We start from the raw sequence: 25,631 nt of genomic DNA, 5'->3' as shown, positions 1-25,631 counted from the left end.
TGAGCGCAGCATATTCAACACGGAAATTCCAAGGGAGGAACGATGATGCGGGTTTTGGTAGTCGGAGCAACGGGCCATGTCGGAACCTATCTCGTTCCCCGTCTGGTGGAGGCAGGTCACGACGTCGTCACGATCAGCCGAGGCACGGCGAAGCCCTATACGGCAAACCACGCCTGGGCTTCCGTCGATCAGCGTCAGATGGACCGGGCAGCCATGGAGCGGACGGGTGAGTTCGGCCCGGCCGTACGTGAAGTGAAAGCCGATATCGTCATCGACATGATCAGCTTCACGCTGGAAAGTGCCGAGCACCTGGTGATGGCGCTGTCGGGGCATGTCGGTCACTTCCTGCATACCGGCACGATCTGGACGCATGGCTACCCCACTGCCGTGCCGACGCTGGAAGAGGCGCCGAAGTCTCCTTTCGGCGACTATGGCACGCAGAAAGCTGCGATCGAAACCTATCTGCTGCAGCAGGCAAGGCTTCGCGGATTTCCGGCAACCATCATCCATCCCGGGCACATTGTCGGTCCCGGCTGGACGCCGCTCAATCCGGCCGGCAATTTCAACCTGCAGGTCTTTTCGACCCTTGCCCGCGGAGAGACCCTGGCGCTGCCCCATTTCGGCTTGGAGACCGTTCATCACGTCCATGCCGATGATGTGGCAGCGATGTTCATGGGCGCGATTGTCAACCGGAATGCCTCGATCGGCGAAAGTTTCCACGCGGTCTCTGAGCAGGCATTGACCCTTCGCGGTTATGCCGAATCCATGTCTCGCTGGTTCGGGCACGAGCCGAAGCTCAGCTTCGCCCCATTCGACGCCTGGGCCGAAAGTCAGACGGCCGAAGATGCGAAGGCGACCTGGGAACATATCGCCCGCAGCCCGAATTGCTCGATCGCCAAAGCCAAACGCCTGCTGGGATACACCCCGAGATACACCTCCCTGCAGGCGGTGCAGGAATCGGTCGGCTGGCTGGTCGGGCAGGGGCGGATCAAGACCTGATCCGCCATCTCCGCCGCTTCCTAACTGATTAGGATGGCCCTGAAATCATTGACATTGGTTCCGGTCGGGCCGGTTTCGAAGAGATCACCGGTGGCCGCAAAGCCTGAATAGCTGTCATTACCGTCGAGCAGCCGGCGCGGATCGAGCCCGGCGGCGCGAAGGCGCCTTGCCGTGCCGCCATCAGCAAAGACGCCGGCATTATCCTCCGAACCGTCGATCCCGTCCGTGTCGGCCGCCAGGACATGAATGCCCTCCTGTCCGTCAATCGCAAGCGCCATGGCGAGCGCGAATTCGCCGTTGCGTCCGCCCTTGCCGCCCTTGGCGCGCAGCGTCACCGTCGTCTCGCCACCGGAAAGGATGACGACCGGCTTCGGAAACGGCCTGTTCCGGCCCGACACTTCGCGGGCGATGGCCGCATGCACCAGCGCCACGTCGCGCGACTCCCCCTCGATCGCATCCGAAAGAATGGCCGGCTCGATCCCCTGCGATTTTGCCAGTGCCGCTGCGGCCTCCAGCGAGACGCCGGCGGAGGCGATGATGTGATGCGCGTGCAGCAAGAAGACCGGATCGTCTGGCCGCGGTGCATCGGCTTTCGGCGAGTTCAGATGGTCGAGTGCGGCCTGCGGCAGCTGTAATCCGTATTGCCTGATGATCTCGAGCGCATCGTGCCGTGTCGAACCATCGGGGACCGTCGGCCCGGAGGCGACATGGGCCGGGTTGTCGCCGGGAATATCGGAGACGATCAGGCTGACGACCCTCGCGTTGGTGGCTGCCGCAAGTCTTCCGCCCTTGATGGTGGAGAGATGCTTGCGCACGACATTCATCGCCGAAATCGGCGCGCCCGAGGCAAGTAGCATTTCGTTGAGAGCAATCTCGTCTTCAAGGGTCAACCCGTCCGGTGGGGCGGGCAGCAGCGCCGAGCCGCCGCCGCAGATCAGCGCGATCACCAGATCGTCTTCCGTCAGCCCGTTCACCGTCTCCGTCAGCCGCTTTGCGGCGGCAAGGCCAGCCGCATCCGGCACGGGATGGGCGGCCTCGATAATCTCGATGCCGCGTGTCTCGCAGCCATAGCCGTAGCGGGTGACCACCACACCTTCGAGCGGTCCGTCCCAGACGCTTTCGAGCGCCCGCGCCATCTGCGCCGCGCCCTTGCCGGCGCCGATGACCACGGTCCTTCCCTTGGGCCTTTCAGGCAGATGCGCCTTGATGCCGGTCAGCGGATCGGCGGCGCGAACTGATGCGTCGAACAGGCTTTTCAGGAAATCGCGGGGAGCGGTTATCGTCATCGGTGGTCTCTGCTGCCTCGGTGTCGATGGGGATGGTATTGTCCGTTATTCTAGGCCTGCAGGATCAGCAAGGTGCGCTGGCCGCACCATAGCCTACGGCATAATTCCTCAAATCGGAATCGATGGAAGGATAAATTATGCAGCAATTCAAAGTGCTACAGCGTCAGTCGGCGAGGGCCGCCAGGATCCGGACCCAGGATCGTATGCCCTTATGGAAGCTGGAGAGATCGTATTTTTCGTTCGGGCTGTGGACGCGGTTGTCGAAGCGGGCGAAGCCAACCAGGAGGGCATCGCATCCGAGCCGGCGTTTGAATTCGCCGATGATCGGGATCGAGCCTCCCGTGCCGGCAAGGGCCGCTTCGCATTGCCATTCGGTCGAAAGCGCCTGAAGCGTCCTGGTGAGAAACGGACTGTCGATCGGCATGACGGTTGCCGGCGAAAGCCCGTAATCCCTGAAGCTGACCGAACAATCCCCCGGGATACGTGCGCGCACGTGCCGCTGGAAGGCATCGCGGATCGCCTGGGGATCCTGTCCTTCAACCAGGCGAAACGAAATCTTGGCGCTCGCCTTCGCCGGAATGACCGTCTTGAAGCCTTCGCCGGTATAGCCGCCGCTCATGCCGTTGATCTCGCAGCTCGGCCGCGCCCAGATCTGTTCGAGGACGGAACGGCCTGCCTCGCCGGCCGGATCTCTGAGGCCGATATCGCCGAGAAAGGCCTCTTCGTCGAAGGGCAGTCTCTTCCACAGCGCCTTGATGGCGTCGGGGAGCTCTTTCACGCCATCATAAAAGCCCTCGACCGCGACACCGCCATCGGCTCGCCGCAGGCTCGAAACAACGTCTGACAGCACTTGCAGCGGATTGCGCGCGGCATTGCCGAACATGCCGGAATGCAGGTCTTGATCGGCGCAGGTGACCTCGATTTCCGTACTGAAGATACCGCGCAGCATCGTCGTGACGGCAGGCGTTTCGCGATCCCACATATCCGTGTCGCAGACGAAGACCGCATCGGCCTTCAACTCGTCCGCCGTGGCATCCAGAAAGGGTGCGAGGCTCGGGCTGCCGGCCTCTTCTTCGCCTTCGAACAGCACGCTCACCTGCACCGGCAGTTTCCCGGTGACGCTCTTCCAGGCGCGGCAGGCTTCGACGAAGGTCATCAACTGCCCCTTGTCGTCGGACGCGCCGCGCGCCACGATCGCGGTATCGCCGTTCGGCAAGGCTTCCATGCGCGGCTCGAACGGATCACTCGTCCACAGCGCCAGCGGATCGACCGGCTGGACATCGTAATGGCCGTAAAACAGCACATGCGGTCCGGACGCCGCTTTCTCGTGGGCGACCACCATCGGATGGCCGGTCGTTTTGCGCACCGATGCTTCGAAGCCGATGGCAGCCAGATCCCGGCTCAGCCATTCAGCAGCAGCCCGGCAGTGATCGCGATAGGCCGGGTCGGTCGAGACGCTCGGAATGCGGATCAGCTCGAAAAGCCGCGCCAGGCTACCATCGAGGCTTTGGTCCACATGGGCAAGAACGGCATCGATATCTTGGTCCATGGCATTAGTCATCGTCTCTCCTCAGCGTTTCAATCTTCCGGATCGAGAATGCAGCACTGCTCTGCTACAGGCGTCAGCACGGCGGACGCCCCTGTTTCCAGTGGATCGGATAGCGCCCCATTGGCGGTGATCTCTCCCGCGGCGGTCGTGCATTTATACTGATAGGCTCGGCCGAGATAGGTGCGCGTGCCGAGCACGGCCGCGATGCCGTCACCGTCACGGCTGACGGCAAGACCGTCTGCACGGCAGGCCAGGACGAAGTCGTCCTTGATCGGCCCGAATGTTTCCTGCGACAGTTGCAGCCGCGCTCCGCCCGTTGTTTCGGCGGTTATAAGCGCGCCGTTGCGCGCGGTCACCTTCATGCGGATCAGGTTCTCGAATCCGACGAAGCGGGCGACGAAAGCGTTGGCCGGCTGGCGATACAGCACCTCCGGCGCGTCGAGCTGCATGATGCGCCCGGCATTCATGATCGCCACCCTGTCGGAGATCGAGAATGCCTCCTCCTGGTCATGGGTGACGTAAAGCGATGTCGTGCCGTTGGCGCGCTGGAGCTGCCTTATCTCGACGCGCATGTCGATCCTGAGCTTTGCATCCAGATTGGAAAGCGGCTCGTCGAACATCAGAAGCGGCGGCTCGATGACCAGTGCCCGGGCGAGAGCCACGCGCTGTTTCTGGCCGCCTGACAGGGCCGACGGCAGGCGGTCGGCGAAGGCCGAAAGGCCGACGCGGTCCAGCATGGCCATCGTTCTTTTCGCCCGTTCCGGCTGGGGAATGCGACGCTGCCTCAGGCCGAAGGCAACATTATCCTGGACGCTCAGATGAGGAAAAAGTGCGTAGTTCTGAAAGACCAGGCCGATGTCGCGCGCATGCGCGGGAAGGCCGGTCAGGTTGCGCTCGCCGAGCTTGATGCTGCCGCTGCTTGGCTGCAGAAAGCCGGCTACGAGGCGCAATGTCGTCGTCTTGCCGCAGCCGCTGGAGCCGAGCAGGGAGACCAGCTCCCCGGCCATGACCGAGATCGACAGGTCCTTGAGCACCTGCGTGCTGCCGTAATGGGCGGAGATGGAATCGATGGTGAGGGATACGGTCAAGAGCGTTCTACTTTGTCAGGAAGGTGAGGCCGAGCGTGGCCTCGACGACGGCCATGACGCCGACTGTCACGAACATCAGCAGCACCGATACCGACGCGATCGTCGGATCGAAGAACTGTTCCATATGCGCAAGGATCTGGATCGGCAGCGTCGAGATGCCAGGCCCGGTCAGGAAGACCGAAACCGACACATCGTTGATCGAGGTGATGAAGGCGAGGATGAAGGCGGCAATGACCCCGGCGCGGATATTCGGCAGGACCACGGTCAGGAAGGTTTTCAGCGGTGGGCAACCCAGGCTGATCGCCGCCTCCTCAACGGAAAAATCGAAGGCCGCCAGGCTGGCGCCGACGACACGCACTGAATAGGGCAGGATCAGCAGCGCATGGCCGACCAGCAGGCTGATGAAGATCGGCAGCCCGAGGCCTATCGTCACGGATTTCATCAGCGAAAATCCGAAAACGATCTCCGGCACCAGGATCGGCAGCACGAAGATGGTGGAAAGCCAGCGCGGCAATTCCACCCGGTAGCGGTTGATCGCATAGGCGGCCGGGACGCCGATCAGCAGCGACAGCGCCGTGCCGAGAAAAGCGACCTGCAGGCTGGTGATCGCGGTCGTGCGGAAGGCCTCGATTTCGAAGATATTGACGAACCACCGCAATGTCAGGCCCTGCGGCGGGAAGGTCAGATAGGTCGTGTCGCTGACAGCCGCACCGATGATGATGACGAGCGGCGCCAGCAGGAAGAAGAAAACGCAGGCCGCGAAGGCGGCGAGGATCGGGTGAACGCGCCTGGTCATCACACCGCCATCGGATTGAGCCGGCGTGCGATGCGGCTCATGATGAGGACGACGCCGAGCGTCAGCACCACCATGATGGCGGCGATCGTCGATGCGCCGACCCAATCGAAGGTCACCATGGCGCGCTGATAGAGGAAGGTCCCCATCATCATCTGCTTTTCTCCGCCGAGCAGTTGCGGTGTCGCATAGGAGGTGAAGCTGCCGGTGAAGACCAGGACCGCGCCGACGATGAGGCCGGGTGTCGCGAGCGGCAGGATCACCTGAAAGAATGTCATCAGCGGTTTCGCGCCGAGCGAGGCGGAGGCGTCTATCAGATCGCGCGGGATGCCTTCAAGCACCCCGACCAGCGTCAGGATCATCAGGGGAACGAAGAGATAGACCATGGCGACGATCACCGAGCCTTCGGTGTAGAGCATCGAAAGCGGCTCCCCGATAATGCCGGTCGAGATCAGCATGGCGTTCAAGATGCCGTTCTTCCCGAGAATGATCAGCCATGCGAAGGATCGGACGACGACACCTGTCAGCAGCGGAAAAACCGCCGCGATGATCATGATGCTCTTTGCGCGACCCGGCATCTGCGCGATCACATAGGCGGTGATGAAACCCACGGTGAGGGAGATCGCGGTCGTGACCAGGGCGACCTCCAGCGTCCGATAAAGAACTGCGCGGCGAAAGCCGCTGCTGAAGAATGTCACATAGGGCGCAAACACGCCCTTCGGCTCCGCAAACGTCGCGGCGATGGTGATGGCGACGGGAACGACGAGAAGCACAACGACGGCAATCGTCGCCGGCATCGTCAATCCCCATCTGGCAAAATGCTTCATCTCAAAACTCGTGGCATGTCCTGATATCAGGAGCGCCGCATCTCGGATTCGGATGTGCGGCGCTTCCAGGTCTGGCCCAGGACTGGCAATGAACCGGGCTCAGGCCGGGATATCGCGCAGCTTACTGACCGAAGACTTCGTTCCAGCGGTCGATCCAGTCGGCCTTGGCAGCATTCATCTTGGCATAGTCGATGCGGGTGAGGCTGGCGACCATATCCGGGCCATAGGTCCAGATCTTCGCCTGGTCCGACGTCAGGCTGACCTTTGTCGAGATCGGCGCATCGACGCCTTGTTCGGCTTCAGCCTGCTGGACGTCCTTGGACAGGATGAAGTTGATGAACTGATGGGCGAGTTCGACATTTTCCGAACCCTTCGGGATGTTCACGGTGTTCAGCGTGGCGATATCGCCGTCCGTAAGCTTGGCCCATGTCATCGTCGGAACGGCCGCCTGCATCGATGCCAGGGTAAAGTCCTGGGCCAGCGCAACGCGCACTTCGCCTGTTGATATCAGGTTCACCAGCTCCGAGCCGGTGTTGTAGTTCTTGACGACATTGGGCTTCAAGGCCTCGATTTCCGAGAAGGCCTTGTCGGTGTCTTCATAGGCATCCGCGCCGCCATGCTTGCCGGCTTCCAGAACGACCAGCGGGCCGGCCGTAGTGGTGATTCCGGGCAAGGAGACGGAGCTCTTCAGATCGTCGCGCCACAGGTCGCCCCAAGCGGTGATCGGTGGGTTGACCTTGGCGGAATCATAGACGATGCCGACGCGACCGATCGTGTAGGCGGGGCCGTATTTGCCCTGCGGCGCCTTGCCCAGCTCGTAGATATCCGCGAGGTTGGGGATCTTCGATGCATCGATCTCCTGGAACAATCCCTGTTCGATGCCGAGCTGCGAGAAGCTGTCGGTGAGATAGATGACATCGACGCCCTTGCCATCGCGCAATTTCAGCTTGTTGAGCCGGTCGGCATTGTTGCCGGTTTCGAACACGATCTCGCAGCCGCAAATCTTCTTGAACGGAGTGATGATGTTCGCATTCATCTTCTCGCCGTTATAGCCCCACCAGGAGATGGTCAGCGTCTTCGATTGCGCATGTGCCGCAGCGGTGCCGCCGACGGCGGCAAGCAGCGCAAGAGACAGGATTCGGGCAAAACGTCTGGCCTTCATGAGCAATGTCCTTCTGTGAAAAGCGGCGTTGGCAATCGGGATCGTACCCCCACGATTTGAGGGATACTATTTTTTGATCTGTCAGGCCGCAAGCTCAATAATTGGGCAAATACCCTCTTGTGCGGAGAATTTTCCGGGACCGGCCGATCAACTAACTCTTGGTTGATAACGTCTGGCCATCGCCCACAAAACGTGTGGCTGATCAGCGCTTTACACATTCGGGTGTGGTCTTTACGGTCCGGCGATTCCAGTTCTCACGGGCATTCCATTCATGGCCACTTCGCGCACCGTTCTTCCTGATGATCTGCTGATCAACGCGTCCGACGAGGTTCTGACGCGCCAGGATCTCGTGCTGACGGCGCTCGGACGCCGGCCCGCCGACAGGCTGTTGCGCGTGGGAAGGTTGCTCGATGTCCATACGAGGACGTGGCTTGACGATCAGGAGATCGTCATCAAGGGCCGCCGTATCGCTTATGTCGGCCCCGCCGGCAGTTACGCAGGCGAAGTGAGCGAGCGGTTCTCCGAGCCGGATCTTGCGGCCGTGCCGGGCTTCGGCGAGGCACACAAACATATCGAAAGCTCCCATCTGACGCCGGAATGGGAGGCGGCTTTGGTGATGCCGCATGGCGTGACCTGGACATGCGAGGCGAGCCACGAATTTTCCAACGTCAACGGCGCCCGCAATCTGGAATTCTGGCTGGAAGCGCGCCGGCGCGGATCGCCGATGAAAATCTTTCCCCTGCCTGGCTCCGCCGTCCCTCCGACCGCCTATGAATGGGGTGGCGGCTGGTTCGGCTACGATGAGCAGAAGGCCTTCCTTTCCGAAAGCCTGATGGTCGCCGGGCTCGACGAGGTCATGGACTGGCCGTCCATATCCGATCCCGGCAATCCTTCCTACGATCGGCTGTGGGGCATGATCGGCGCGACCTTCGAGCAGCGCGGCGTGGTCGAAGGCCACGGCGCCGGACTGCGCGACATGGCCTCGATCAATGCCTTCGCCGCAGCGGGTCTCGCCTCCGATCACGAAGGCTGGTTTCTCGATGAAATCTGGCAGAAGCTTCTCCACGGCCTTTTCATCGAGCTCAGGCCGCATTCTCTGCCGGAGGTCATCCGCGGTCTGATCGACAAGGGGCTGACGGACTGGTCGCAGATCGCCCTGGTGACCGACGACCGCAGCGCCTCGGACACACTGAAAATCGGTGCGACCGACCACAATGTCCGGCTCGCCATCGAAAACGGCCTTGCGCCGGAGACCGCCATCCAGTGCGTCACCCTCAATCCGGCACGCCATATGCGGCTGACGCCTTGGGTCGGATCGATAGCGCCGGGCCGTTTCGCCGACATCGTTCTTCTCAGCGACGTCGCCAGCCTGTCGATCGAAAAGGTATGGGCAGACGGGCGTCCTGTGTCCGAGGGCGCGACATTCATTGGCGTGCGCCCTGAAATCGACTGGCCGCAATGGGCGACGCGGACCGTGAAAATAGACCGGACGGTCACATCAGATGATTTCCGCATCGAGGCGCCGCCGAACCGGACCACGGTCAACGCAGCACTTTTGCGGCCGTTTCACTGGCACGACGATTTCATCACCATGGAATTGCCGGTGGAAGAGGGGGCCGTGCAGCGGGATCCCGCGCGCAATGTCACCAAGTTCTCGATTGTCGACCGGTTCTCCGGGGAGGCCAAGGTCTCCAGGATGTTCTGGCTGGGCACCGGACCGCGCACGCCGGAGACGGCGCTCGCCTCCACGCTCGGGCACGACAAGCACAATATCTGGACGGTCGGCTCATCAGACGAGGCGATGGCGATATCAGTCAATGCCCTGAACGAGCAGCAGGGCGGCTGGGTGCTGGTATCCGCAGGCAAGATTCTCGCCCGCGTCCGCTACGAGGTCGGCGGCCTGATGACGGCGCGTTCGGCCGAAGCGCTCGACGCGGAGATGCAGGCTCTTTATGCCGCCGGCGCCGGGATCGACTGGATGTACGAGCCGACCTTTTCGCCTCGATGGTGGCCGGGCTTTCCCGAACGCCTGTCGTTTGCGACGCTGACCTGTTCGCCCTGGCGCTGGGTCCTGGTCGCGCCGTCGGAGCTGGCGCCGGAGGGGTTCGTGAACGTGCTCACCGGCAAAACCCATCCGATTGTCTGGTGACATCGCGGTCCGCTAAATTTCCACCTGATTGATCTTCTTACTGCAGCAAATAGAAAGCATTAACCATAGTCCCGTAGACAACGAACAGGATCAAAGGAACCTGTGTTCGATGGCTACTGAAATGACCCGCCGGCCTGCCGGCGCCAATGAAGGCAAGATTATTGCCTTTCCCGCTGGAACCGGAACTGCCAATGTCGAGCGCTGCGCTCGCGAACTCGGCCGGCGGCACGGCGCAGATGCGATAGAATTCTGGAAGGCCGAATGCCGCAGGCTTGCCGATCAGCTTCTGGCGGCCGGTATGCCGGAGAGCGATGTCGGTCAGCGGGTGCTGCAGTTTCAGCAAGATGTCCAGAGCGAACTCGTCTTCAGCCACCAAAACGGACCACTGCCCAAGTCTCAAAACCGATAGTGGCGATCTTCGGGGAGGTCTGCCGAATCTGAGTGGTCGTCCTATCCCTCTTCGTAAACCGCCTCCGGCGGTAACGCCAGCAGGCGGTCCGCCATCTCCTGCTTTAGCCAGGCGAGACGCTCCTCTTCCTGGGGTGTCCGGTCGGGCTTGCGGCCGAGCATGATGAATTCCTCGCGGACATGGCCGTCGCACAGTTGCAGGGTGACGGTGCGGCCGCGATAGCTGAGTTCGAAGACGTAGCGGGCGAGGATATCGCCGCGCTCCGGCCGGTCGAGTGAGGGGTCGACGCTGTAGCGTCCTTCCGTCAATGCGCGCGTCACCATTTCGAAAGCGTCACGCCCGCCCGGGCCGCGAAAGGCCGTGCGGATCGAGATTTCGCGGCGCTCCGGCGGTCCGTCGGTGCTGAGCAGCGGAAAGGCGCGCTCCATCACCTTGAAGGCATGGGCGACACCACCGGGAAAACCATAGCCGTGATAATGCATGATGTCGGCGAAGCCGTAGGCAAGCGGTTTGCCGTCTTCGAGCACTTCGATCTTCGTTTCGTTCATTCCGATTTTCCCTTGTCCAGTTCCTTGCGCATCCACGGAAGGAAACCATCCAGGAAGCGAGTCGTCGCCGGCATGAAATGCGATCCGTGGTGGAAGCAGGGGTCGAGGCTGGTGATCACCATGCGGCCCGCCGTCGTGACCTCGTCTACATAGAGGATCGGCTTGCCTTCCTCGTTCACGGCCAGAACCTCGACGCCCTCAGGTGGGTCGAACCAGCCGTGAAGGTGCCAGGTCAGATCGTCCTGCCTAAGATGTTCGAACAGCGAATGGCCGGGTGCTGAGATCCTGACGCCGAGATCGGCGCCCTCGGTCAGCCACCACCACCAGTTTGTCGGTTGCGGCGTGAAATGGATCGCTGGCAGGAACGCTTCCCACGCCGTCTCGCCGGTGGCAACGATCGTGCCGCCCTCATCGAGATAGGCGCGCAGTTGCGCCGCATGCGGCGTCATCCGGTCCGCCGGCGTCCGGCAGGGAATGAACAGTACCTTGTGTTCGCTGAGCTCGACCGAGGGCAGCTCCTCCGGGCGCACCAGCCTGTCAAAATGATGCCGGTAACGCGGCGCTTCCAGCGTCTCGATATGGTAGTAGGCGCCGGGATGGATCGCGAGCACGCTCATCGGTTCAGCTCCCCCGCCAGCCAGGCGATAACACGGCCGGCCAGTTGCTTTTTGATGTCGGAATCGTCTCCGCAACCCCAGAACTCGTTTCCAGCATGCGACAATATTTCTCCGCCCACCGGCCGCGCCCAGATCCAGTCGACGGGAACGGCAGCCGATCCGAATGTATTGATCGCAACGGCGCCAGGCGGCATTGGATTGTGTCCGCGGCCGTAGAAACCGGCGACGCCGCGGTTCGTTTCCAGCATCCTCTGGTCGATGCCGGTAAAAACAGGATGGTCGAATTGCCTGACCTGCACGAAGTCGGCTCTTTTCGGCTGCGGCATCGGGATATAGGCGCCGAGTACCGGCAGAATCGGCCGAAGCATGTGGCCGTTGAAGATCCACCGGCCGCCTCGGCCGAGGAAGGATGCCACCGCCGGCGCGTATCTGAGGAAGCCGATCTGATCGAGATGGGTCGTGGTGATGAGGCCGCTTGCGGCGGCGAAATGCGCCTCGGTCAGCTCCATCTCGCGTACGGTGATCAGCTTGCCCTGCGCGGTCGCCTCGGCGAAAGCCGGCGGGTTCATGCTGAAAGGGTCTTGATAATGCGACTGGATCAGAAGGATGCTCATGCGGCGCAAATTCCTGCAAAGGCGGGCAGAACTGCGCGATGCCCGTGGCCTGTCGGACCGACGAGCTCGACCACCCGCATCGGTACCCCGTAAAGCCGTTCGAGATGTTCCGGCGTGATCGTCTCCGCGACCGGACCGAACAGCGATTGACCATCCGGCATCATCAGCAGCGCATCGTCGGCGGCGGCAAGTGCATGGTTCGGATCATGTGTCGTGAAGGCGATTGCCTTGTCGCGCGGTTCGCGCAGGCTTTTGAGCAGGTCGAGCAGCCGCTCCTGGTTGCGAAGGTCGAGGGCGGCGGCTGGCTCGTCGAGGACGATCGCCTCCGACCCGGTGGCGAGCGCTCGCGCCAGAAGCACGAGCTGCCGTTCGCCGCCGGAAAGCCGGTCGAAGAAATGATCGGCAAAGCGGGTGGCCCCCGCACGTTCAAGCGCGGCATGGGCAATCTCGAAATCGGAAGGTCCCGGTTGGCCGAAGAGGCCGAGATGTGCTGCCCGCCCCATGACGGCGACGTCGATGGCGCGGTAACGCTGGTTGCTGCTTCCGGTCTGCGGGACGTAGCCGACAATGGCGGGCGCCACCCGGCTGCCTTCGTCCAGCCGCTGAAAGCCGAGCATGGCTTTCAGCGTGGTCGTCTTACCACGTCCGTTGGGGCCGAGAATGGCGAGCGACCGCCCGACGGGAACTGAGAAAGTCAGGCGGTCGAGGATGGTGCGCACCCCGAACCTGACGACTGCATCCGTCAATCCGATCATGATCCCGTCCTTTCGCGATAGTGATGGCGCAGGAGAGCCGCAAAGATCGGCGCGCCGACAAGGGCGGTGATCACGCCGAGTGGGATTTCCGCGGCCGTTGCCGTGCGGGCGAGGGTGTCGATGCAGACCATGAATCCTGCGCCGAGCACCGCGGCTGCGGGCAGCAGCGCGCGGTGATCATGGCCGACCAGCAGGCGGGCGGCGTGGGGAATGACGATGCCGATCCAGCCGATGATGCCGGAGACTGCGACCTGGCTGCCGACGATGACGGCGATGAGGCAGAAGACCAGCCATCTCTCGCGTATCGTATTGGCGCCGAGGCTGCGGGCTTCGGCTTCGTCGAGCGACAGGATGTTGAGCCGGAAGCGGAGCATCCACAGGAAGCAGCTTCCCAGGATGAGGCCCGGTGCCGCCACCAGCGTGCGTTCCCATGTGGCTGTCGCAAAGGATCCCATCAACCAGTAGACGATGGCGGGAAGCGACGTGTTGGGATCGGCGATGAATTGCAGCAGCGAGACGACCGCCGAGAACATCGAGCTGATGACCAGCCCCGACAGGATCACCGTTACCGTTTCGGAGCGGCCGTTGATGCGCGACAGCAACCCCACCAGGATGACGGCCGCCATTCCGCAGAGGAACACCATGGCAATCAGCGGAAATCCCCAGATGCCGAGCATGATCGCCAGCGCGCCGCCAAAGGCCGCACCCTGGGAAATGCCCAATATATCTGGCGAAACCAGCGGATTTCGAAACACGCCCTGAAGGCCGGCGCCCGAGATGGCAAGCCCGGCGCCGGCAAGTGCAGCAAGCACGACGCGCGGGGCACGCACGAGCAGCACGATGCGTTCGTCGATCCCGGCAAGCTCCCGCGATGGATCAGTGATCCCTTGCCAGATCAGTTCCAGTGCGCGTCCAGCCGGCACCGAGAACCGTCCGACGCAGAGGCTGACGGTGAAGGCGACCACCAGCAGTGCCAGCAGCAAAGTGAAGACCAGTGTCTGCCTGGCGAGGTGAATCCGGCGGGCAGCCGGCGCCATCTCCTCATGCGTCATCGGCGCCATGATGTCACTTTGCCTCGAACTGAGCGTAGTCGGCGGCGGCGCCCTGTTCCTTCAGCCAAAGGATATTGTCGATATCGCTATCGGCCAGGTCGTAGTTGTAAAGGGTCTTGTAGGCCGTCTTCATTTCCGTCCGCAGGTCGTATTTGAAGACCTCGGGATGGAGGAGATTGGCCGTCCACATCCAGGACAACGGCGATTCTTGGCTCGGCGGATCCCAGCGATAGCCGCCGAGCGGCATCTTGTAGACCCGCTTGGATTTGGCGGCATTGGTCAAAGACAGGATCGGATCGTTATAGACCCAGTCGACATTCAGCTTCGCCTCGAAAGCATTGAGGAAGATGACGTCGGGGTTCCACGCTGCGATCTGTTCCTTGTTCACCGAGACCGTGCCGTTGAGTTCGGCCGAGGCATTTCTGCCGCCCGCAAGCTGGATGGACCAGGCATTGTAATTGCCCTTGGTGCCGGAGGCGCTGATATCGGAGAGCGCGCGGCCGAGATAGAGAACGTTCGGCTTCTTGTCGTCGGGGATAGCAGTCGCCTTGGCTTCGATATCCTTCTGGACGCGATCGCGCCATTCCACCAGCTCGCCGATCCGCTCCGGCTTGCCGATCGCCTTCGCGGCCATGGTCATATAATCGCGGGTCAGCTCTTCCGTGCCGTAAAGGATCAGCATCGTGGTGAGCCCGGCATTGGTGATGGGGGCGACGATATCGGCGCCGCGATCACCCCACTGAATGACGAGATCGGGATTGGCAGCGGTGAGCGCCTCGACATTCGGCACGAAATTCGGCGCCGTCACGTCCGACGGAATATCCTTCGCCTCGGGGAAGATCTTTCCGAGAATCCCTTCGACCACGGCGCTCTTTGCCGTCGGGTTCATGCCAATGAGCTTCCGGGTGCTGCCATCCAGCGCGATGACTGTGGAAGCCATTGGGATAACGATCGAGACGACACGTTCGGCAGCCTTTGCCAGCCGCACCTCGCGGTTCCCCTGATCCTTGAAGACAATCTCTTCGGCAAAAGCTGCCGGTGCAAACAGCACGGCGGCAAGTGCGGCCGCCATGCGGCGGCGCAAAGCAGTTGTGATAAAAAGCGAAAGCGGAACCATGGTGTCTCCCCGTATGACGATGAGCGCCATTCCTATTCCGCGTATTTATTCTTGTCTACAAATCTCCACTTTAATTAGCGATATGACTACTTCATCAGCCCAGCGGACCGGAGGGCATCTTCAATGACCTTCTGGATACCGCCACGATCGTTACCTGTGCCGAATCGATCTGCAGCGTTTTCCGGTTGCGCAGCAGAGGGTTTTGCGTCGCGCCGTTTTTCAAATGAGGGGACCAGACCCCAGGACCTGGCAGTTTCGACGGTCGATGAAATTCCGACCTCAAGCATGAAGGGGCCGCTTGCCCCGTATCCGGTGCCGACATCGAGCGGCGTGCCGTGATCCATCCCGGCAATCGTATAGAGCTCGATTACTTCGACACCGTGAGCATCGGTCCAGACCTTTCGCTGGTGTCGTCCGATATCTTCGACACGCCCCGGCGATGCGTCAACGCCGTGGATATTTCTCCATTGCTCTGCGATCGCATTCGCATTGGATGGCACGACGGTTCTGTCTGCGCTCCCCTGCCACAGTGATAGTGTCGGCCACGGGCCTTTGTGCCCTGAAGCGTTTCTCAATCGCAGTTCAAGCTCTTTGGCAGTCGGGCTGCCGTGACCGCGCATTCGGTCAAACGCCTCGGGAATGCTTGCGGCACTTGCATATGGTAGGCCCGCGATGATCGCGCCGCCCGCAAAAACGTCGGGATAGGTGGCGAGCATGGCGGCGGCCATGGCGCCGCCCGCCGAAAGCCCGGTCACGAACACGCGCTTGCCGTCGATACCGTGTTCCGCAACGATCTTTGCGATCATCTGGCGAATGGAAAAGACCTCGCCGTGATCCCGGCTTATGTCTTCTGGGTTAAACCAATTGAAGCAGAGGTTTGGATTGTTTGCCCGTCGTTGTTCGGGAAACAGCAGCGCGAAGCCATAGTCCTCGGCCAATCGTGACCACCCGGACCCGATATCATAGCCGGCGGCAGTCTGGGTGCAGCCGTGCAGGACGACAACCAGGGCCATGTTTTTCCCGCGCTTCGACGGCAAATAGGTGTACCCCCCTAAGGCGCCCGGGTTGGAGCCAAACGTTTCCAAGGCGACGAGGTCGGGGTTGTTCTGCGTGGGGTGGGCGCGAAGGGTTCCTCGCAGCGCAGCAAGGCGTGCGAGCGTGTCTGACATAGATCTCATGAAAGTCTCCGCCAATCAGCAGCCGGGATGGCGGTGATGTTGAACTAAACGCGTCAGTCTACGAAAAGGTTGCTGCAGTGCACAATGTTTTTCGATGGTGCAAACGGATGGGCGTCGACGAATTGATCCGATCGAGCAAGGCAGGAAACCACTGGATTGCGGCTGAGAAGAAAGATGCCGAGGCGATAAGATGGCGAAGTCCGAGATCGTAAAACGGAGAAGATTCCATCACCTAGCTCAATAAGTAGGGCGCCGTAAACGAACATAAAACCCGCGTTTCTGCGGGTTTTATTCTGAAGATTAGCTATTCGCTCGCGGAAATGGCGACGAGCCAGTCAATTCAATTTGACCGATGGCTCCCGGCCCCAGACCCGCAGTTTGCCAAGCGCCATGATAAAAGCCGTGACATCATTCGCCGCTCCGAGCGCAATCACGCCCTCATCCAGTGAATCGGCAATTCCGGCCTTCTGCATCAGCGGCAGCGCTGTTTCCACATAGCCGATGAACTTGCAGTGCACGAAGGCATCCGCCACGAAATCGCGGGCCGTGGCCTCCTTCAGCAGATCGCCGGTTCCCTCGGCCGAGGGGAGGAGGGCGACGGCGTCGTAAAGCACCGAAGGTCCGCCGTCGATCATCTGATGCGCCTCGATCCAATTGCCGTCCGAGAGCGTCACGCCGCCGATCTTTGGCGCGATCACTTCGAATGTTGCCTTCTGCTCGGTGATTTCGGCAAGCAGCGCCTTGAAGATAGCGGCATCGGTGCCATCGCTGACAAGAATGCCGAGCTTGCGTCCTTCGAACCGCTTCGGACCGCGCTCTATGATGCTGAGCGCCGGCGACGGCTCGAGATCCTGCCGCGTCGGCATAGCGGCATCGGCAGGCTTCGGCATCGATTTGAAGCCGAGGGCGTGGCCGACCTTGCTGGCCAGCGTCTCGTCGATGTTCAAGAGATGCGAGACCATACGCTCACGAATGACCGGCGTTTCAACCTTGCTCAGTTCGAAGATCAACGCTGCAGCGATATGACGTTGCTCCGGCGGAGTCTGGCTGATGTAGAATTGTCGGGCCTGGCTGTAGTGATCGGCAAAACTTTCCGGCCGCAGCCGAACCTTGGGACCCTGCTCCTCGGCCGGGAAGTGCCGATAGCCCTGAACCGGCGATTCCCGCGGCCCCTGATTCCAGGAATTCGGCTGGTAATTGACGCGTCCGACAGGATTGCGCATCGCCATATGGCCATCCTGCTGGAAATTGTGGAAGGGACACTTAGGCGCGTTGATCGGCAGATGCGTGAAATTCGGACCGCCCAGACGTTTCAGCTGCGTGTCGAGATAGGAGAAATTCCGTCCCTGCAGCAGTGGATCGTTGCTGAAGTCGATGCCGGGGGGAACGTTCTGCGTCATGAAGGCGACCTGCTCGGTCTCTGCAAAAAAGTTTTCGGGCATTCGGTCGAGCACGAGACGGCCGATCGGTTTGACCGGAAGGATCTCCTCGGGAATGATCTTCGTCGGATCGAGGATGTCGAAGTCGAACGTGTCGGCGAAGTTCTGATCGAAAAGCTGTACACAAAGCTCCCATTCCGGAAAGTTTCCCGACTGGATCGACTGCCAGAGGTCGCGGCGATGGAAATCCGGATCCGCACCATTGATCTTGACTGCCTCGTTCCAGGCGACAGACTGCAGGCCGAGTTTCGGTTTCCAATGGAATTTGACGAAGGTCGATTCATCCGCTGCGTTGACGAAGCGGAAGGTATGAACGCCAAAACCCTCCATGAAACGGAACGATCGCGGAATGGCGCGGTCCGACATCACCCACATGACCATGTGCATGCTTTCGGGCGTAAGGGTGATGAAATCCCAGAAATTGTCATGCGCCGACTGCGCCTGCGGAAATTGCCTGTCGGGCTCCGGCTTTACCGAATGGACGACGTCGGGAAACTTGATCGCATCCTGAATGAAGAAGACTGGGATATTGTTGCCGACGAGATCCCAATTCCCCTGCTGCGTATAGATCTTCACTGCAAAACCGCGCACGTCGCGCGCCAGATCGAAGGAACCCTTGCTGCCGGCAACGGTCGAAAACCGGACGAAGGCTGGCGTCTTTTCGCCGGGCCGCTGGAAAAGATCGGCTCGGGTATAGGCGGCCAGCGATTCGTATGTTTCGAAGTAACCATGGGCGCCGTAACCGCGCGCATGCACGACCCGCTCCGGGATGCGCTCGTGATCGAAATGAAAGATTTTCTCGCGGAAATTGAAGTCATCGATGAGGGCAGGGCCGCGCGCGCCGATGCGAAGCGTATTCTGATCGTCGGAAACGGGGCCGCCTTGCGCTGTAGTCAGCACCGGCATCCCGTCTTCGGCGAACTGATGAAGCTCACCACCTGCACCGCGGTGCAGCTTCTGATCGTGGACCGTTGCATTGTCGGAGGGCGAGGTTTTGGATGTGTTCTTGGCCATCTATATTCTCCGGAAAGGGTTTTACCTAACCGAAGCTCCCCAACGGCCACATGTTCCGCTCGCTGTGAAATAAATCGCAACTTGGACAAGAGGCCGCCTGGGGGAGGCCGATAGTCGACCACTGGAGACCCGTGGCCAACATAAATGGGGCGCGTGGCCTTTCGACCCTGCGCCCCGATTTCCGTCGATCTTAGACCCGGGAGGTAACGATGAGATCTTCCTCTTCGTCGCGTTGCGATCCGCCAAAAGCTGCGGCCGCAGCAGCGATGAAAGCCCCGATCAGAAGTGACAACGAGCCAAGCAAGGCCGTCGTCGAGGCAGCCTTGCGTGCTTCATCGGCGGCTTTCTGGGCGGCGACCTTGGCGTCGTCGATGCGCTTCAGCACAGTGTCGACGCGGGTGCGTGCATCGGCTTCGGAAAGACCGGTGCGAGCAGAGACGATGGTGGCAAGATAGGCCTTGTCATCATCCGGGATCTGGCCGGCGGCCGCACCGTTGAGGAGGATGCGGGAGACCTCGGCCGTTGCAGCAGCAGCATCGGATGTTGCTCCTGTACGGGCCTGTTCAGGACGCAGCAAAGCGTCGGTAAAATAGGCGGTAGGCAGATCCGCGGTCGATGCCGCCGATGACGCTGCTGCCGTACCTGCGGCGCTGGCCGCCGAACCGACGGCTTGTGCGCCAGCACCGGCAAGCGAGGTCAGCGACGAGGCGAGAAATCCGGCGACGAAGATTGTCGCCAGCGCCCAGCTGATGAAGCCATGCGCGGTGTCGCGGAAGAACACCTCATCAGTGTGGACAGCCGCCCACTTGGTGCGCAGCCGGCCGGTGATATAGCCTCCGAGCCCGGAGGAGAGCCATTGGACGACAACGAGCCAGATCGCCGCCGTCACCCCGACCGTGCCGAGTGAACTACTTTGCCCCGACCAGGGCGATACCATCGTCAAGCCAACCCCGGATCCCAGCAGCAAAAGAATGAGGGTCACTCCGATGGCAGCAGCAGCCCCTCCGAAGATGGGCCCCCATGACATGGCGGATTTGGAAGATTCGACCGGAGTAGCAATCTCTCCGGAACCTGTCATTGAAACCGACATGATCTGTTCCTATCGCATAAACAGGGCGAGAAGGATGATGATCGGCAGTGGAACACCAAGCAGCCAAAGAAGAATACCGCGACCCATGAAAGACCTCCTGTCAGAAACTGACGTTACGTGGTTGATGCCACTCAACTTTGAACCAAGGTCTTTGTTCCCGGCCGGCTTGGTCATCGACGATCTTCATGCGGAGCTGATCGAGATCGATAAGAATCTTGCGCGCTCGGAGCTGACGTCCGGCGAAGAGAACGCCATATCTTGAGAGACAAGGTGATCTTGGGGGAGAGAGCAGAAGCTCTCGTCACACGGTCACGGTCTAAACTGGAGAGGAATCGATGAACAAATTTCGGGCATTTGTAACAGCCGGAGCAATCAGTCTTGCCGCCGTGACCTCGGCATGCTCGACGCCGCCGAATTCGTATGGCTCGGCATCGGGATATCAGCCGGGAGATTCAATGAACCCGGCCTGCGCCGATGGATTCCGACCCGGCGACGGCCGTTCGTGCAGCTATTAAAGGTGGCCGTCTCTTTGCCCGTACAAGAAGCGGGATCGTGGAGGAGCGTCGGGCGGGCGCTCCATAAGCGGTCATCCGTTTGATGACAACCCCGACGGCAGCGCCGATCGCGACACCGAACGTGATGCCGATCGCGGTCTCATCGAACAGCATCGGGCCGACTGCGGCGCCTATTCCGATTCCTATCGCCATACTGAGAGCCATGGCCGTGACCCTACCTAGGTGCTGTGGCGACAGTAGGTGTTACGATCGCAATCGACGGTAGCTCTGGCTCACCTTGCCCATATCTCCAACCGACCGCGCCGGGAGGAGTGTCGTTCCTAGGCGCGCGCCGGCCGGTTCTATTGGCTGCCAACCCACTTCATTACCGTTTCTTCCGGAGGTCACCCGGCAGAGCGTCAATGAGCTGATGCACTTTTCCGGTGGCGAACGCGATGTCCTCGCGCGGCAGATGGACTGTTATCTCAATCTCTTCCCACCTGCCGCCATGGTCTTTTGCGAACCTGACGGCGGCTTCCAAAGAGGTGAATTGCACCGCCGGTGCGTTGGCGGTCCAGAACTGCACGCTGCAGTCCGCCGCACTGTAATCTAAAAATGCTTTTTCGGGATCTAGCGCCATGACGTTTTGCTTTACACCGGCGCCGGTTGGTTGGCCAGCGGTTGTCTACCGATCGTAAAAGCGCATGACTAGGCTGACGGCTTGACGGCGATGTGCGCGCGGATGGCGACCCGGGCAGGGATGGTCCTAGATAAAAAGAAAGGGTCGGGCGAATGCTCGCGCCGACCCTTCTTTGATTGCGTCAGCACGGTGCCAGTACATCCGTGGTCACCAGCAAAAGCCATCTGATAGATTGAATTTATGCGCCTCGTGAATTTTCGCAAGGATTAGGGGATGCTGATTTAGGGCTAGGTATGGGCGACCTAGTTGCCCGTCTTGCGGCACTACCAGGTGACAAACCGGCGCACGCCCTCTTGGACACCAAAAATGTCTTCTTGGACGGAGAAGGTTCAGTGCGTTCGGGTCACAAGCATGTGTCCAGCCGAGAGGTCAAAGTCCAGTCCCTCCCGTCCTGCGCGAGAGAAGTAATCGTCTGCCGCCTTTCGGCACCCAGACCAGTCCGAATAGGCGCGAAGTGCGACAGCGCCGCCGACGATGAGATGAGGCATAACCCGCTCTAGACAGGCGCTGACAGGCTCGTACCAATCAACATCGATATTGGCCAAAGCGACCGGCTCGGCGACTGTAAGCGTGTCTTGCACCTTACCCTTTATCAGTTGGACGTTGTTGGACTCGACGGGATAACCAAACCTAGCGAAGTTGTTCGTCACCGTCGCCATCAGGTCATCATCATAGAGATAGTATTGCTCGCCTCCAAGGCCGACGGCTTCGCCGCCTTTGATTTCAGCGTACCGAGCTTTCATGTCGTCGCCATCGTGCTCCGAAGGCGGAGGGAGCATCTCGAACAGGTCGTACACGCGCATAGCGCGCTGAGGCGACTTGGCGGAACACATGAGAATTGCTGAACCGCCGCGCGCGCAACCTGCCTCAATGATCAACGCTCCGCTCGGGGCGGTACGACGCACTACCTCAAGCAATTGATGAAGTTGAGGATCAGTCGTGTAAGAAAGGTATTCGGCGCGCACCCTTGACCAAGCCTGTCGAACGGTCCTCGGGTAGGCAGTCCGACGGGCGCGTTCCAAAAGCGCGTTGAGGCGCCAACGCGCCCCACGCGCAACTCTATCTACTGCTTTCATAACGCCCACATCTACCCGCAACAGCGTCCGCCTCGGCGAAGCCTTACTGAACTCCCTACGACTCCCCTTGGCGGGGGAATCGTGTCTTGCCCTTCTCATCGATGTACTCCTCGTTGGCAAAGCTGATCTGTTTTCATGATACGATCATCTCTGGTCCTCACTCGCATACCTTCAAAGCGTTGACGGATAACTCAGCGGTTCATCAGGACAAAGTAAGCTACGAGGAGGGGGGTGCGGTCTTACATCCATTTCGGAAAAAGATTGACCGTCATCTGCTGCGCGCGGCGTTTCGGGAGCCTCTAATTTCAGAGCCTTCCGATGACTGTACGAAACCGGCGTTCTGCAACGACCTATCGAAAAGCTTTATAGACCCTTAGTAGGTTTCCCTCAACGGCCAATTGACCCGGCTTAGACCGCTTTTCGGCTACGTAGCGGGGCTATCACTACCCGTTTGATTGCATCGGCGCGGCCATTCATCCTCCAATTGGGGGTCTGTTGTTTCGCTCTTCCTGTGAATTGGCCCCCGGTCGATGTTCGGCAGAGAGATATGCTACATCCAACTTATAACTGGTGACATGGCTGGCCGCCCGTTCCGCACGGTCGAAGGAAGCTGTCTCACCGCCTGCGGGAATCCATATGAAGACCGGAGTGAAGCGAGCTTTCGTTCTTGAGCTATTCAACAAGCAGGGCGGGCGCTGTTGTTACTGCGACCGCCTCATGGTCATCCTGCCTCGCGGCAAGGATCAGAACCGACCAGACGCCGCAACGCTCGAGCATCCAATGACAAATCGCCACAGGGGCTGGACGCGACGCGACAACATGGCGGCTGCTTGCCGCGAGTGCAACGGAATGCGCGGATCCGGAATGGATTGGCTGATGTTCAAGACTTATCGCCGCGGCGAGTTCTGGGAGCTCATTGGCGGCTGCAAGGATTTATAGATCGGTCCGCCCTTGGCCGATACGCGGTCTGCCGTTGTCGCCGCATGATGCGGCTGACCGCCACTAATTACCACGCCACCACAAGTGCGCCGTCGGCCTCACCAGCCGGCGGTTTTTCATATTTCCGGCCTAGCACTTCCGACGAGAGCCACCAGAAAAGCTACACCGCGGCGATGTGGTCATATGCTTAAACCTGGGCGATCCGCTGTCGCTACTGTACGACCGGACATAGCGATCGCACTCGGGACAAAGGTATACTGATTGACGTCGGTAAAGCGCGTCCTGGATTTTGCAGTCTTCCAATTTACCCATCAAATTGCGGCGCTTAGCTGAGAGAAGAGGCGGCATGTAATCACCGGATCCCACCGGGTGGCTTTTCGGCGGCTGCTTTGAAATACGAATAGACGGTCTCAACCCATTCGCCACCTGGGACTAGAGTAGCGCTAGCGGCCAGAGAATAAGTTATTCACAGGCCGCCAAAAGTGGGGAGGGAAAGTGGGGAAGTAAGTACCTGCTTTCGGATTTCTCAACAAAAACAGGCACTTATTTCTTAAAATGGCTCCCCGGGCCGGATTCGAACCGGCGACCTGTCGATTAACAGTCGAATGCTCTACCGCTGAGCTACCAGGGATCACTGCTTGGCGCGGTGTGAGTGGGCTAATACAAACGCTTTCCCGATTTGCCAAGCGGTTTTTTCAAAAAAATGAAATGAACTTGTATTTGGGATGCCTGCGCCCATCTCTGGGGAATGACAAATGTGAATGATCGTCAGGAGACAAGAGGCGGCGAGAAGCGCAAGGCACGGGCGGTGCGCTTCGGCATCGATCATGCAAGCGGCAGGCTTGTGCTCGGCTCTTTCAGCATCGGCATGCCGCGTTCGCGCATCGCGCGGATGGCACTCGGCATGGCTCTCATTTTCTGCGGCGTGTTGGGTTTCCTGCCCATCCTCGGCTTCTGGATGCTGCCGCTCGGCTTCCTCGTGCTCTCGCACGATCTGCCGTTCGCGCGCCGGCTTCGCCGGCGGCTGGCGGTCTGGTGGCACAGGCGGAGAAACCCGGCTGGCTGATGGGCAGGGACGGTGTGGAACCCGTGGATCGCTTTTCGCATTCGTGGTTTATGGAATGTAAAACGCAAAATTGCGTCACAATGGTCCAGGTGAGGAAATGAAGGTATCTTTTGTTGTCGTCCTGTCGGCAGCGGCACTTCTCTCAGGTGTTTCCGCCGAGGCCCAAGTAGACAGCGGCGGTTTTGACGCTCGCGGCATCTGTCGCCGTCCTGAAGGCTGCGTGGTCGACCACGGTCAAGGCGGCAGCTACAACGGGCCTCGAAACTATCGCAATTTCAACGGCCGGAATGAGCGCGATGGGAGGAACGACCGCGAGCGGGACAATCGGCGCTACCGTTCTCAGAACAGGAGCGATAATTTCGACGCGGGAACCAGCCGCCTTGTCGCAGGCCCTGAGATTGGGCTGCAAATTCGCGTCTAGTTGGATCTGAGTTCGCTTTCCTCGAAAGTTCCGCCATGGTCCGGATCGAGGCCGGTCGTCATCAGCAGGCTGCAGGCGGCAAGGAGAAGGACGAGCTTCACTGCGTAGGACGCCACGGAGGCCGGTTGTCGAGGGCCCGGTGATACGCGAGACGGCGCTATATAGTACTGGTAATAGAAGTATGGATCGTCCGTTTCCAGCAGGTTCTGGTGGACGTGCGGCGGAATATCCGCATGTTTCACCGGCGGAGAACCAGGGAATTTTACATGCAGATCCCGGGTTTCGGCGTCGTATGCTGCACGCACGCGCTTCGATTTGAGGGCAGCCCAATCCATCGCAAGCTCCTATACCCTCCCGTGGGTAATTGAGTCCCGGACGGTGATCGAAGTCAAGGCAAGAATTTGTTTCAAATGCCATCATTGGCAGGAAATGGGGCATCGTCACGGCCGCGGAAATTCCAGCCCGCGCCCGCTCCGTTTCGGGATGGAAAAATGGTCGTTTCGACAACCGCGGAATAGCGTTTTTCCGAAATGCCCCCTTGCGATTTCCTTACGATCATTCTAAACGCTCGCCACGGCTCAGATAACGAGCGCGTGAGGCCTCGTGGCGGAGTGGTGACGCAGAGGACTGCAAATCCTTGTACCCCGGTTCAATTCCGGGCGAGGCCTCCAAACATCTTCCACATGACATAATCTGTGTGAAACGCTGATGGCTCAGTGGTACGGCATTGGCATTTGCGATGCCACCAGACCTGCTGGCCGGGCGAAAAATCGAACTGTGGCGGATTGATTCCCGTCAGGCGGTAAAGTGCCTTCAGGCCGCCTTTGCGGATTTGCGCCTGATTTGCAGATCGCTCAATTCGGCCCGCTCATCGATGTCGGGACCGGCGCCGAGCAGCCGCCGCATGCCTTGCGGCGAAATGCGGGTGAAGCTGCGAATGTCGCCGCTGCTATATTTGATCAGCAGCAGGCGGGCATCGGCATTGTAGTGCAGCACTTCTATACCGCGCGATTGGATCAGGAAGATTTGCATGCGCACACCCATAGCGGAAGGCGAGGGCGCTGCAACAAAATGGTTGACGTAACGTTAATGCGCGTGCGGCTGTCGGGGCTGGATTTCAAAGGAAACGAACGCATGCCAGACATGCGCCGGGCATCATTGCCGCCAGCGCCAAGCAGGGTATCTCTAAGCGCGTTTAGACGCTTTAACGCTTCCAAGTCGTTTCGCCGTCCAGCAGCCCGCAGCAGAA

The 25,631-nt window shown here is 60.3% G+C and carries 25 protein-coding genes, 2 tRNA genes and 2 pseudogenes; 9 read left to right on the top strand and 20 right to left on the bottom strand.

All coding sequences use genetic code 11. The features are described 5' to 3' along the window. Positions 1-42 precede the first annotated feature (42 nt). Positions 43-999 carry an NAD-dependent epimerase/dehydratase family protein gene (locus tag HX898_RS07195; RefSeq protein ID WP_180194302.1) on the top strand — a complete coding sequence of 319 codons (957 nt, stop codon included), beginning with the start codon at positions 43-45 and terminating at the stop codon, positions 997-999. A 20-nt stretch (positions 1,000-1,019) separates the two neighbouring features. Here the strand turns inward: HX898_RS07195 and HX898_RS07190 are convergent, their stop codons facing one another. The 6 genes from HX898_RS07190 to HX898_RS07165 all read right to left on the bottom strand — a co-directional run bounded on the left by HX898_RS07190 (position 1,020) and on the right by HX898_RS07165 (position 7,704). Then, positions 1,020-2,285: a glycerate kinase gene (locus HX898_RS07190; RefSeq protein ID WP_180194301.1), complete on the bottom strand. Its 1,266-nt coding sequence runs from the start codon at positions 2,283-2,285 to the stop codon at positions 1,020-1,022. A 163-nt stretch (positions 2,286-2,448) separates the two neighbouring features. Continuing rightward, positions 2,449-3,846: a dipeptidase gene (locus tag HX898_RS07185; protein WP_138329872.1), complete on the bottom strand. Its 1,398-nt coding sequence runs from the start codon at positions 3,844-3,846 to the stop codon at positions 2,449-2,451. A gap of 17 nt (positions 3,847-3,863) precedes the next feature. Beyond that, a complete protein-coding gene (locus tag HX898_RS07180; RefSeq protein ID WP_180194300.1) occupies positions 3,864-4,922 on the bottom strand; it encodes an ABC transporter ATP-binding protein in 1,059 nt (352 codons plus the stop codon). Between the two features lie 7 nt (positions 4,923-4,929). Then, positions 4,930-5,721 carry an ABC transporter permease gene (locus tag HX898_RS07175; protein WP_138390843.1) on the bottom strand — a complete coding sequence of 264 codons (792 nt, stop codon included), beginning with the start codon at positions 5,719-5,721 and terminating at the stop codon, positions 4,930-4,932. Beyond that, on the bottom strand, positions 5,718-6,542 hold the full coding sequence (locus tag HX898_RS07170; RefSeq protein WP_138390842.1) for an ABC transporter permease: 825 nt from the start codon (positions 6,540-6,542) through the stop codon (positions 5,718-5,720). Before HX898_RS07170 ends, HX898_RS07175 begins: the two co-directional genes overlap by 4 nt. Before the next feature lie 121 nt (positions 6,543-6,663). Beyond that, positions 6,664-7,704: an ABC transporter substrate-binding protein gene (locus tag HX898_RS07165; RefSeq protein WP_180194299.1), complete on the bottom strand. Its 1,041-nt coding sequence runs from the start codon at positions 7,702-7,704 to the stop codon at positions 6,664-6,666. Between the two features lie 194 nt (positions 7,705-7,898). On the opposite strand from HX898_RS07165, the pseudogene HX898_RS07160 reads away from it, so the two are divergent. Together HX898_RS07160 and HX898_RS07155 are read left to right on the top strand one after the other, a co-directional pair. Beyond that, positions 7,899-9,853, top strand: a pseudogene (locus HX898_RS07160) (adenine deaminase C-terminal domain-containing protein). A gap of 109 nt (positions 9,854-9,962) precedes the next feature. Then, complete coding sequence (locus HX898_RS07155; protein WP_003538909.1) at positions 9,963-10,262, top strand: DUF6074 family protein; 300 nt, start codon at positions 9,963-9,965, stop codon at positions 10,260-10,262. A 41-nt stretch (positions 10,263-10,303) separates the two neighbouring features. Here the strand turns inward: HX898_RS07155 and HX898_RS07150 are convergent, their stop codons facing one another. The 9 genes from HX898_RS07150 to HX898_RS07110 all read right to left on the bottom strand — a co-directional run bounded on the left by HX898_RS07150 (position 10,304) and on the right by HX898_RS07110 (position 19,686). Then, positions 10,304-10,810, bottom strand: coding sequence for a hypothetical protein (locus HX898_RS07150; protein ID WP_062944655.1), 507 nt, complete (start codon positions 10,808-10,810; stop codon positions 10,304-10,306). Continuing rightward, positions 10,807-11,427, bottom strand: a complete 621-nt coding sequence (locus HX898_RS07145; protein ID WP_180194298.1) for a hypothetical protein — start codon at positions 11,425-11,427, stop codon at positions 10,807-10,809. Before HX898_RS07145 ends, HX898_RS07150 begins: the two co-directional genes overlap by 4 nt. Further along, a complete protein-coding gene (locus tag HX898_RS07140) occupies positions 11,424-12,041 on the bottom strand; it encodes a hypothetical protein (protein WP_180194297.1) in 618 nt (205 codons plus the stop codon). The genes HX898_RS07145 and HX898_RS07140 overlap by 4 nt, the downstream gene beginning before the upstream one ends. Then, positions 12,038-12,796 (bottom strand): ABC transporter ATP-binding protein, encoded by a 759-nt coding sequence (locus HX898_RS07135; RefSeq protein WP_180194296.1) that lies wholly within the window; start codon positions 12,794-12,796, stop codon positions 12,038-12,040. Before HX898_RS07135 ends, HX898_RS07140 begins: the two co-directional genes overlap by 4 nt. Then, complete coding sequence (locus tag HX898_RS07130) at positions 12,793-13,857, bottom strand: iron ABC transporter permease (RefSeq protein ID WP_138329852.1); 1,065 nt, start codon at positions 13,855-13,857, stop codon at positions 12,793-12,795. Before HX898_RS07130 ends, HX898_RS07135 begins: the two co-directional genes overlap by 4 nt. A gap of 4 nt (positions 13,858-13,861) precedes the next feature. Next, complete coding sequence (locus HX898_RS07125; RefSeq protein ID WP_180194295.1) at positions 13,862-14,995, bottom strand: ABC transporter substrate-binding protein; 1,134 nt, start codon at positions 14,993-14,995, stop codon at positions 13,862-13,864. 56 nt (positions 14,996-15,051) lie between these two features. Then, complete coding sequence (locus HX898_RS07120) at positions 15,052-16,143, bottom strand: PHB depolymerase family esterase (protein ID WP_180194294.1); 1,092 nt, start codon at positions 16,141-16,143, stop codon at positions 15,052-15,054. 335 nt (positions 16,144-16,478) lie between these two features. Beyond that, positions 16,479-18,596, bottom strand: coding sequence for a catalase (locus HX898_RS07115; RefSeq protein WP_180194293.1), 2,118 nt, complete (start codon positions 18,594-18,596; stop codon positions 16,479-16,481). A 190-nt stretch (positions 18,597-18,786) separates the two neighbouring features. Next, positions 18,787-19,686 carry a hypothetical protein gene (locus HX898_RS07110; protein ID WP_171598906.1) on the bottom strand — a complete coding sequence of 300 codons (900 nt, stop codon included), beginning with the start codon at positions 19,684-19,686 and terminating at the stop codon, positions 18,787-18,789. Between HX898_RS07110 and HX898_RS07105 the strand changes: the two genes are divergently transcribed. Together HX898_RS07105 and HX898_RS33145 are read left to right on the top strand one after the other, a co-directional pair. Continuing rightward, positions 19,583-19,948, top strand: a complete 366-nt coding sequence (locus tag HX898_RS07105) for a hypothetical protein (RefSeq protein WP_180193657.1) — start codon at positions 19,583-19,585, stop codon at positions 19,946-19,948. The genes HX898_RS07110 and HX898_RS07105 overlap by 104 nt on opposite strands. A gap of 73 nt (positions 19,949-20,021) precedes the next feature. After that, a complete protein-coding gene (locus HX898_RS33145; protein ID WP_246697103.1) occupies positions 20,022-20,201 on the top strand; it encodes a hypothetical protein in 180 nt (59 codons plus the stop codon). Between the two features lie 364 nt (positions 20,202-20,565). Here the strand turns inward: HX898_RS33145 and HX898_RS07100 are convergent, their stop codons facing one another. After that, positions 20,566-20,820, bottom strand: a complete 255-nt coding sequence (locus tag HX898_RS07100) for a hypothetical protein (protein WP_017991185.1) — start codon at positions 20,818-20,820, stop codon at positions 20,566-20,568. 389 nt (positions 20,821-21,209) lie between these two features. Beyond that, on the bottom strand, positions 21,210-21,956 hold the full coding sequence (locus tag HX898_RS07095; RefSeq protein WP_246697888.1) for a TylF/MycF family methyltransferase: 747 nt from the start codon (positions 21,954-21,956) through the stop codon (positions 21,210-21,212). Positions 21,957-22,592: 636 nt separating this feature from the next. On the opposite strand from HX898_RS07095, the gene HX898_RS07090 reads away from it, so the two are divergent. Further along, positions 22,593-22,895 carry an HNH endonuclease gene (locus HX898_RS07090; RefSeq protein WP_180194292.1) on the top strand — a complete coding sequence of 101 codons (303 nt, stop codon included), beginning with the start codon at positions 22,593-22,595 and terminating at the stop codon, positions 22,893-22,895. 556 nt (positions 22,896-23,451) lie between these two features. On the opposite strand, the gene HX898_RS07085 is transcribed toward HX898_RS07090, so the two are convergent. Then, positions 23,452-23,526 (bottom strand) — tRNA-Asn (locus HX898_RS07085). Positions 23,527-23,643: 117 nt separating this feature from the next. On the opposite strand from HX898_RS07085, the gene HX898_RS07080 reads away from it, so the two are divergent. Further along, a complete protein-coding gene (locus HX898_RS07080; protein WP_138329838.1) occupies positions 23,644-23,961 on the top strand; it encodes a hypothetical protein in 318 nt (105 codons plus the stop codon). A gap of 97 nt (positions 23,962-24,058) precedes the next feature. Next, on the top strand, positions 24,059-24,382 hold the full coding sequence (locus HX898_RS07075) for a hypothetical protein (RefSeq protein ID WP_081250852.1): 324 nt from the start codon (positions 24,059-24,061) through the stop codon (positions 24,380-24,382). On the opposite strand, the gene HX898_RS07070 is transcribed toward HX898_RS07075, so the two are convergent. After that, positions 24,379-24,717 carry a KTSC domain-containing protein gene (locus HX898_RS07070; RefSeq protein ID WP_003538940.1) on the bottom strand — a complete coding sequence of 113 codons (339 nt, stop codon included), beginning with the start codon at positions 24,715-24,717 and terminating at the stop codon, positions 24,379-24,381. The genes HX898_RS07075 and HX898_RS07070 overlap by 4 nt on opposite strands. A gap of 262 nt (positions 24,718-24,979) precedes the next feature. On the opposite strand from HX898_RS07070, the gene HX898_RS07065 reads away from it, so the two are divergent. After that, positions 24,980-25,053, top strand: a tRNA-Cys gene (locus HX898_RS07065). Between the two features lie 74 nt (positions 25,054-25,127). On the opposite strand, the pseudogene HX898_RS07060 reads toward HX898_RS07065, so the two are convergent. Beyond that, positions 25,128-25,426 (bottom strand): annotated as a pseudogene (locus HX898_RS07060) (hypothetical protein); the annotation flags it as partial. Positions 25,427-25,631 lie beyond the last annotated feature (205 nt).

Origin of the sequence: Rhizobium sp. WYCCWR 11128 (genome assembly GCF_013416305.1) — a bacterium.
In the GTDB taxonomy this organism is placed as follows: Bacteria; Pseudomonadota; Alphaproteobacteria; order Rhizobiales; family Rhizobiaceae; genus Rhizobium; species Rhizobium indicum.
Note: the sequence above shows the minus strand (reverse complement) of the source record. Positions and strands in the feature narration are given on the sequence as shown.

Excerpts from the sequence above, each read along its gene's own strand:
- HX898_RS07195 (WP_180194302.1), top strand. The coding sequence starts at position 43 with ATGATGCGGGTTTTGGTAGTCGGAGCAACGGGCCATGTCGGAACCTAT.
- HX898_RS07190 (WP_180194301.1), bottom strand. The coding sequence starts at position 2,285 with ATGACGATAACCGCTCCCCGCGATTTCCTGAAAAGCCTGTTCGACGCA.
- HX898_RS07185 (WP_138329872.1), bottom strand. The coding sequence starts at position 3,846 with ATGACTAATGCCATGGACCAAGATATCGATGCCGTTCTTGCCCATGTG.
- HX898_RS07170 (WP_138390842.1), bottom strand. The coding sequence starts at position 6,542 with ATGAAGCATTTTGCCAGATGGGGATTGACGATGCCGGCGACGATTGCC.
- HX898_RS07165 (WP_180194299.1), bottom strand. The coding sequence starts at position 7,704 with ATGAAGGCCAGACGTTTTGCCCGAATCCTGTCTCTTGCGCTGCTTGCC.
- HX898_RS07155 (WP_003538909.1), top strand. The coding sequence starts at position 9,963 with ATGGCTACTGAAATGACCCGCCGGCCTGCCGGCGCCAATGAAGGCAAG.
- HX898_RS07150 (WP_062944655.1), bottom strand. The coding sequence starts at position 10,810 with ATGAACGAAACGAAGATCGAAGTGCTCGAAGACGGCAAACCGCTTGCC.
- HX898_RS07145 (WP_180194298.1), bottom strand. The coding sequence starts at position 11,427 with ATGAGCGTGCTCGCGATCCATCCCGGCGCCTACTACCATATCGAGACG.
- HX898_RS07140 (WP_180194297.1), bottom strand. The coding sequence starts at position 12,041 with ATGAGCATCCTTCTGATCCAGTCGCATTATCAAGACCCTTTCAGCATG.
- HX898_RS07135 (WP_180194296.1), bottom strand. The coding sequence starts at position 12,796 with ATGATCGGATTGACGGATGCAGTCGTCAGGTTCGGGGTGCGCACCATC.
- HX898_RS07130 (WP_138329852.1), bottom strand. The coding sequence starts at position 13,857 with ATGGCGCCGATGACGCATGAGGAGATGGCGCCGGCTGCCCGCCGGATT.
- HX898_RS07125 (WP_180194295.1), bottom strand. The coding sequence starts at position 14,995 with ATGGCGCTCATCGTCATACGGGGAGACACCATGGTTCCGCTTTCGCTT.
- HX898_RS07120 (WP_180194294.1), bottom strand. The coding sequence starts at position 16,143 with ATGAGATCTATGTCAGACACGCTCGCACGCCTTGCTGCGCTGCGAGGA.
- HX898_RS07115 (WP_180194293.1), bottom strand. The coding sequence starts at position 18,596 with ATGGCCAAGAACACATCCAAAACCTCGCCCTCCGACAATGCAACGGTC.
- HX898_RS07105 (WP_180193657.1), top strand. The coding sequence starts at position 19,583 with ATGGCAGCAGCAGCCCCTCCGAAGATGGGCCCCCATGACATGGCGGAT.
- HX898_RS07110 (WP_171598906.1), bottom strand. The coding sequence starts at position 19,686 with ATGTCGGTTTCAATGACAGGTTCCGGAGAGATTGCTACTCCGGTCGAA.
- HX898_RS33145 (WP_246697103.1), top strand. The coding sequence starts at position 20,022 with ATGAACAAATTTCGGGCATTTGTAACAGCCGGAGCAATCAGTCTTGCC.
- HX898_RS07100 (WP_017991185.1), bottom strand. The coding sequence starts at position 20,820 with ATGGCGCTAGATCCCGAAAAAGCATTTTTAGATTACAGTGCGGCGGAC.
- HX898_RS07095 (WP_246697888.1), bottom strand. The coding sequence starts at position 21,956 with ATGAAAGCAGTAGATAGAGTTGCGCGTGGGGCGCGTTGGCGCCTCAAC.
- HX898_RS07090 (WP_180194292.1), top strand. The coding sequence starts at position 22,593 with ATGAAGACCGGAGTGAAGCGAGCTTTCGTTCTTGAGCTATTCAACAAG.
- HX898_RS07080 (WP_138329838.1), top strand. The coding sequence starts at position 23,644 with ATGACAAATGTGAATGATCGTCAGGAGACAAGAGGCGGCGAGAAGCGC.
- HX898_RS07075 (WP_081250852.1), top strand. The coding sequence starts at position 24,059 with ATGAAGGTATCTTTTGTTGTCGTCCTGTCGGCAGCGGCACTTCTCTCA.
- HX898_RS07070 (WP_003538940.1), bottom strand. The coding sequence starts at position 24,717 with ATGGATTGGGCTGCCCTCAAATCGAAGCGCGTGCGTGCAGCATACGAC.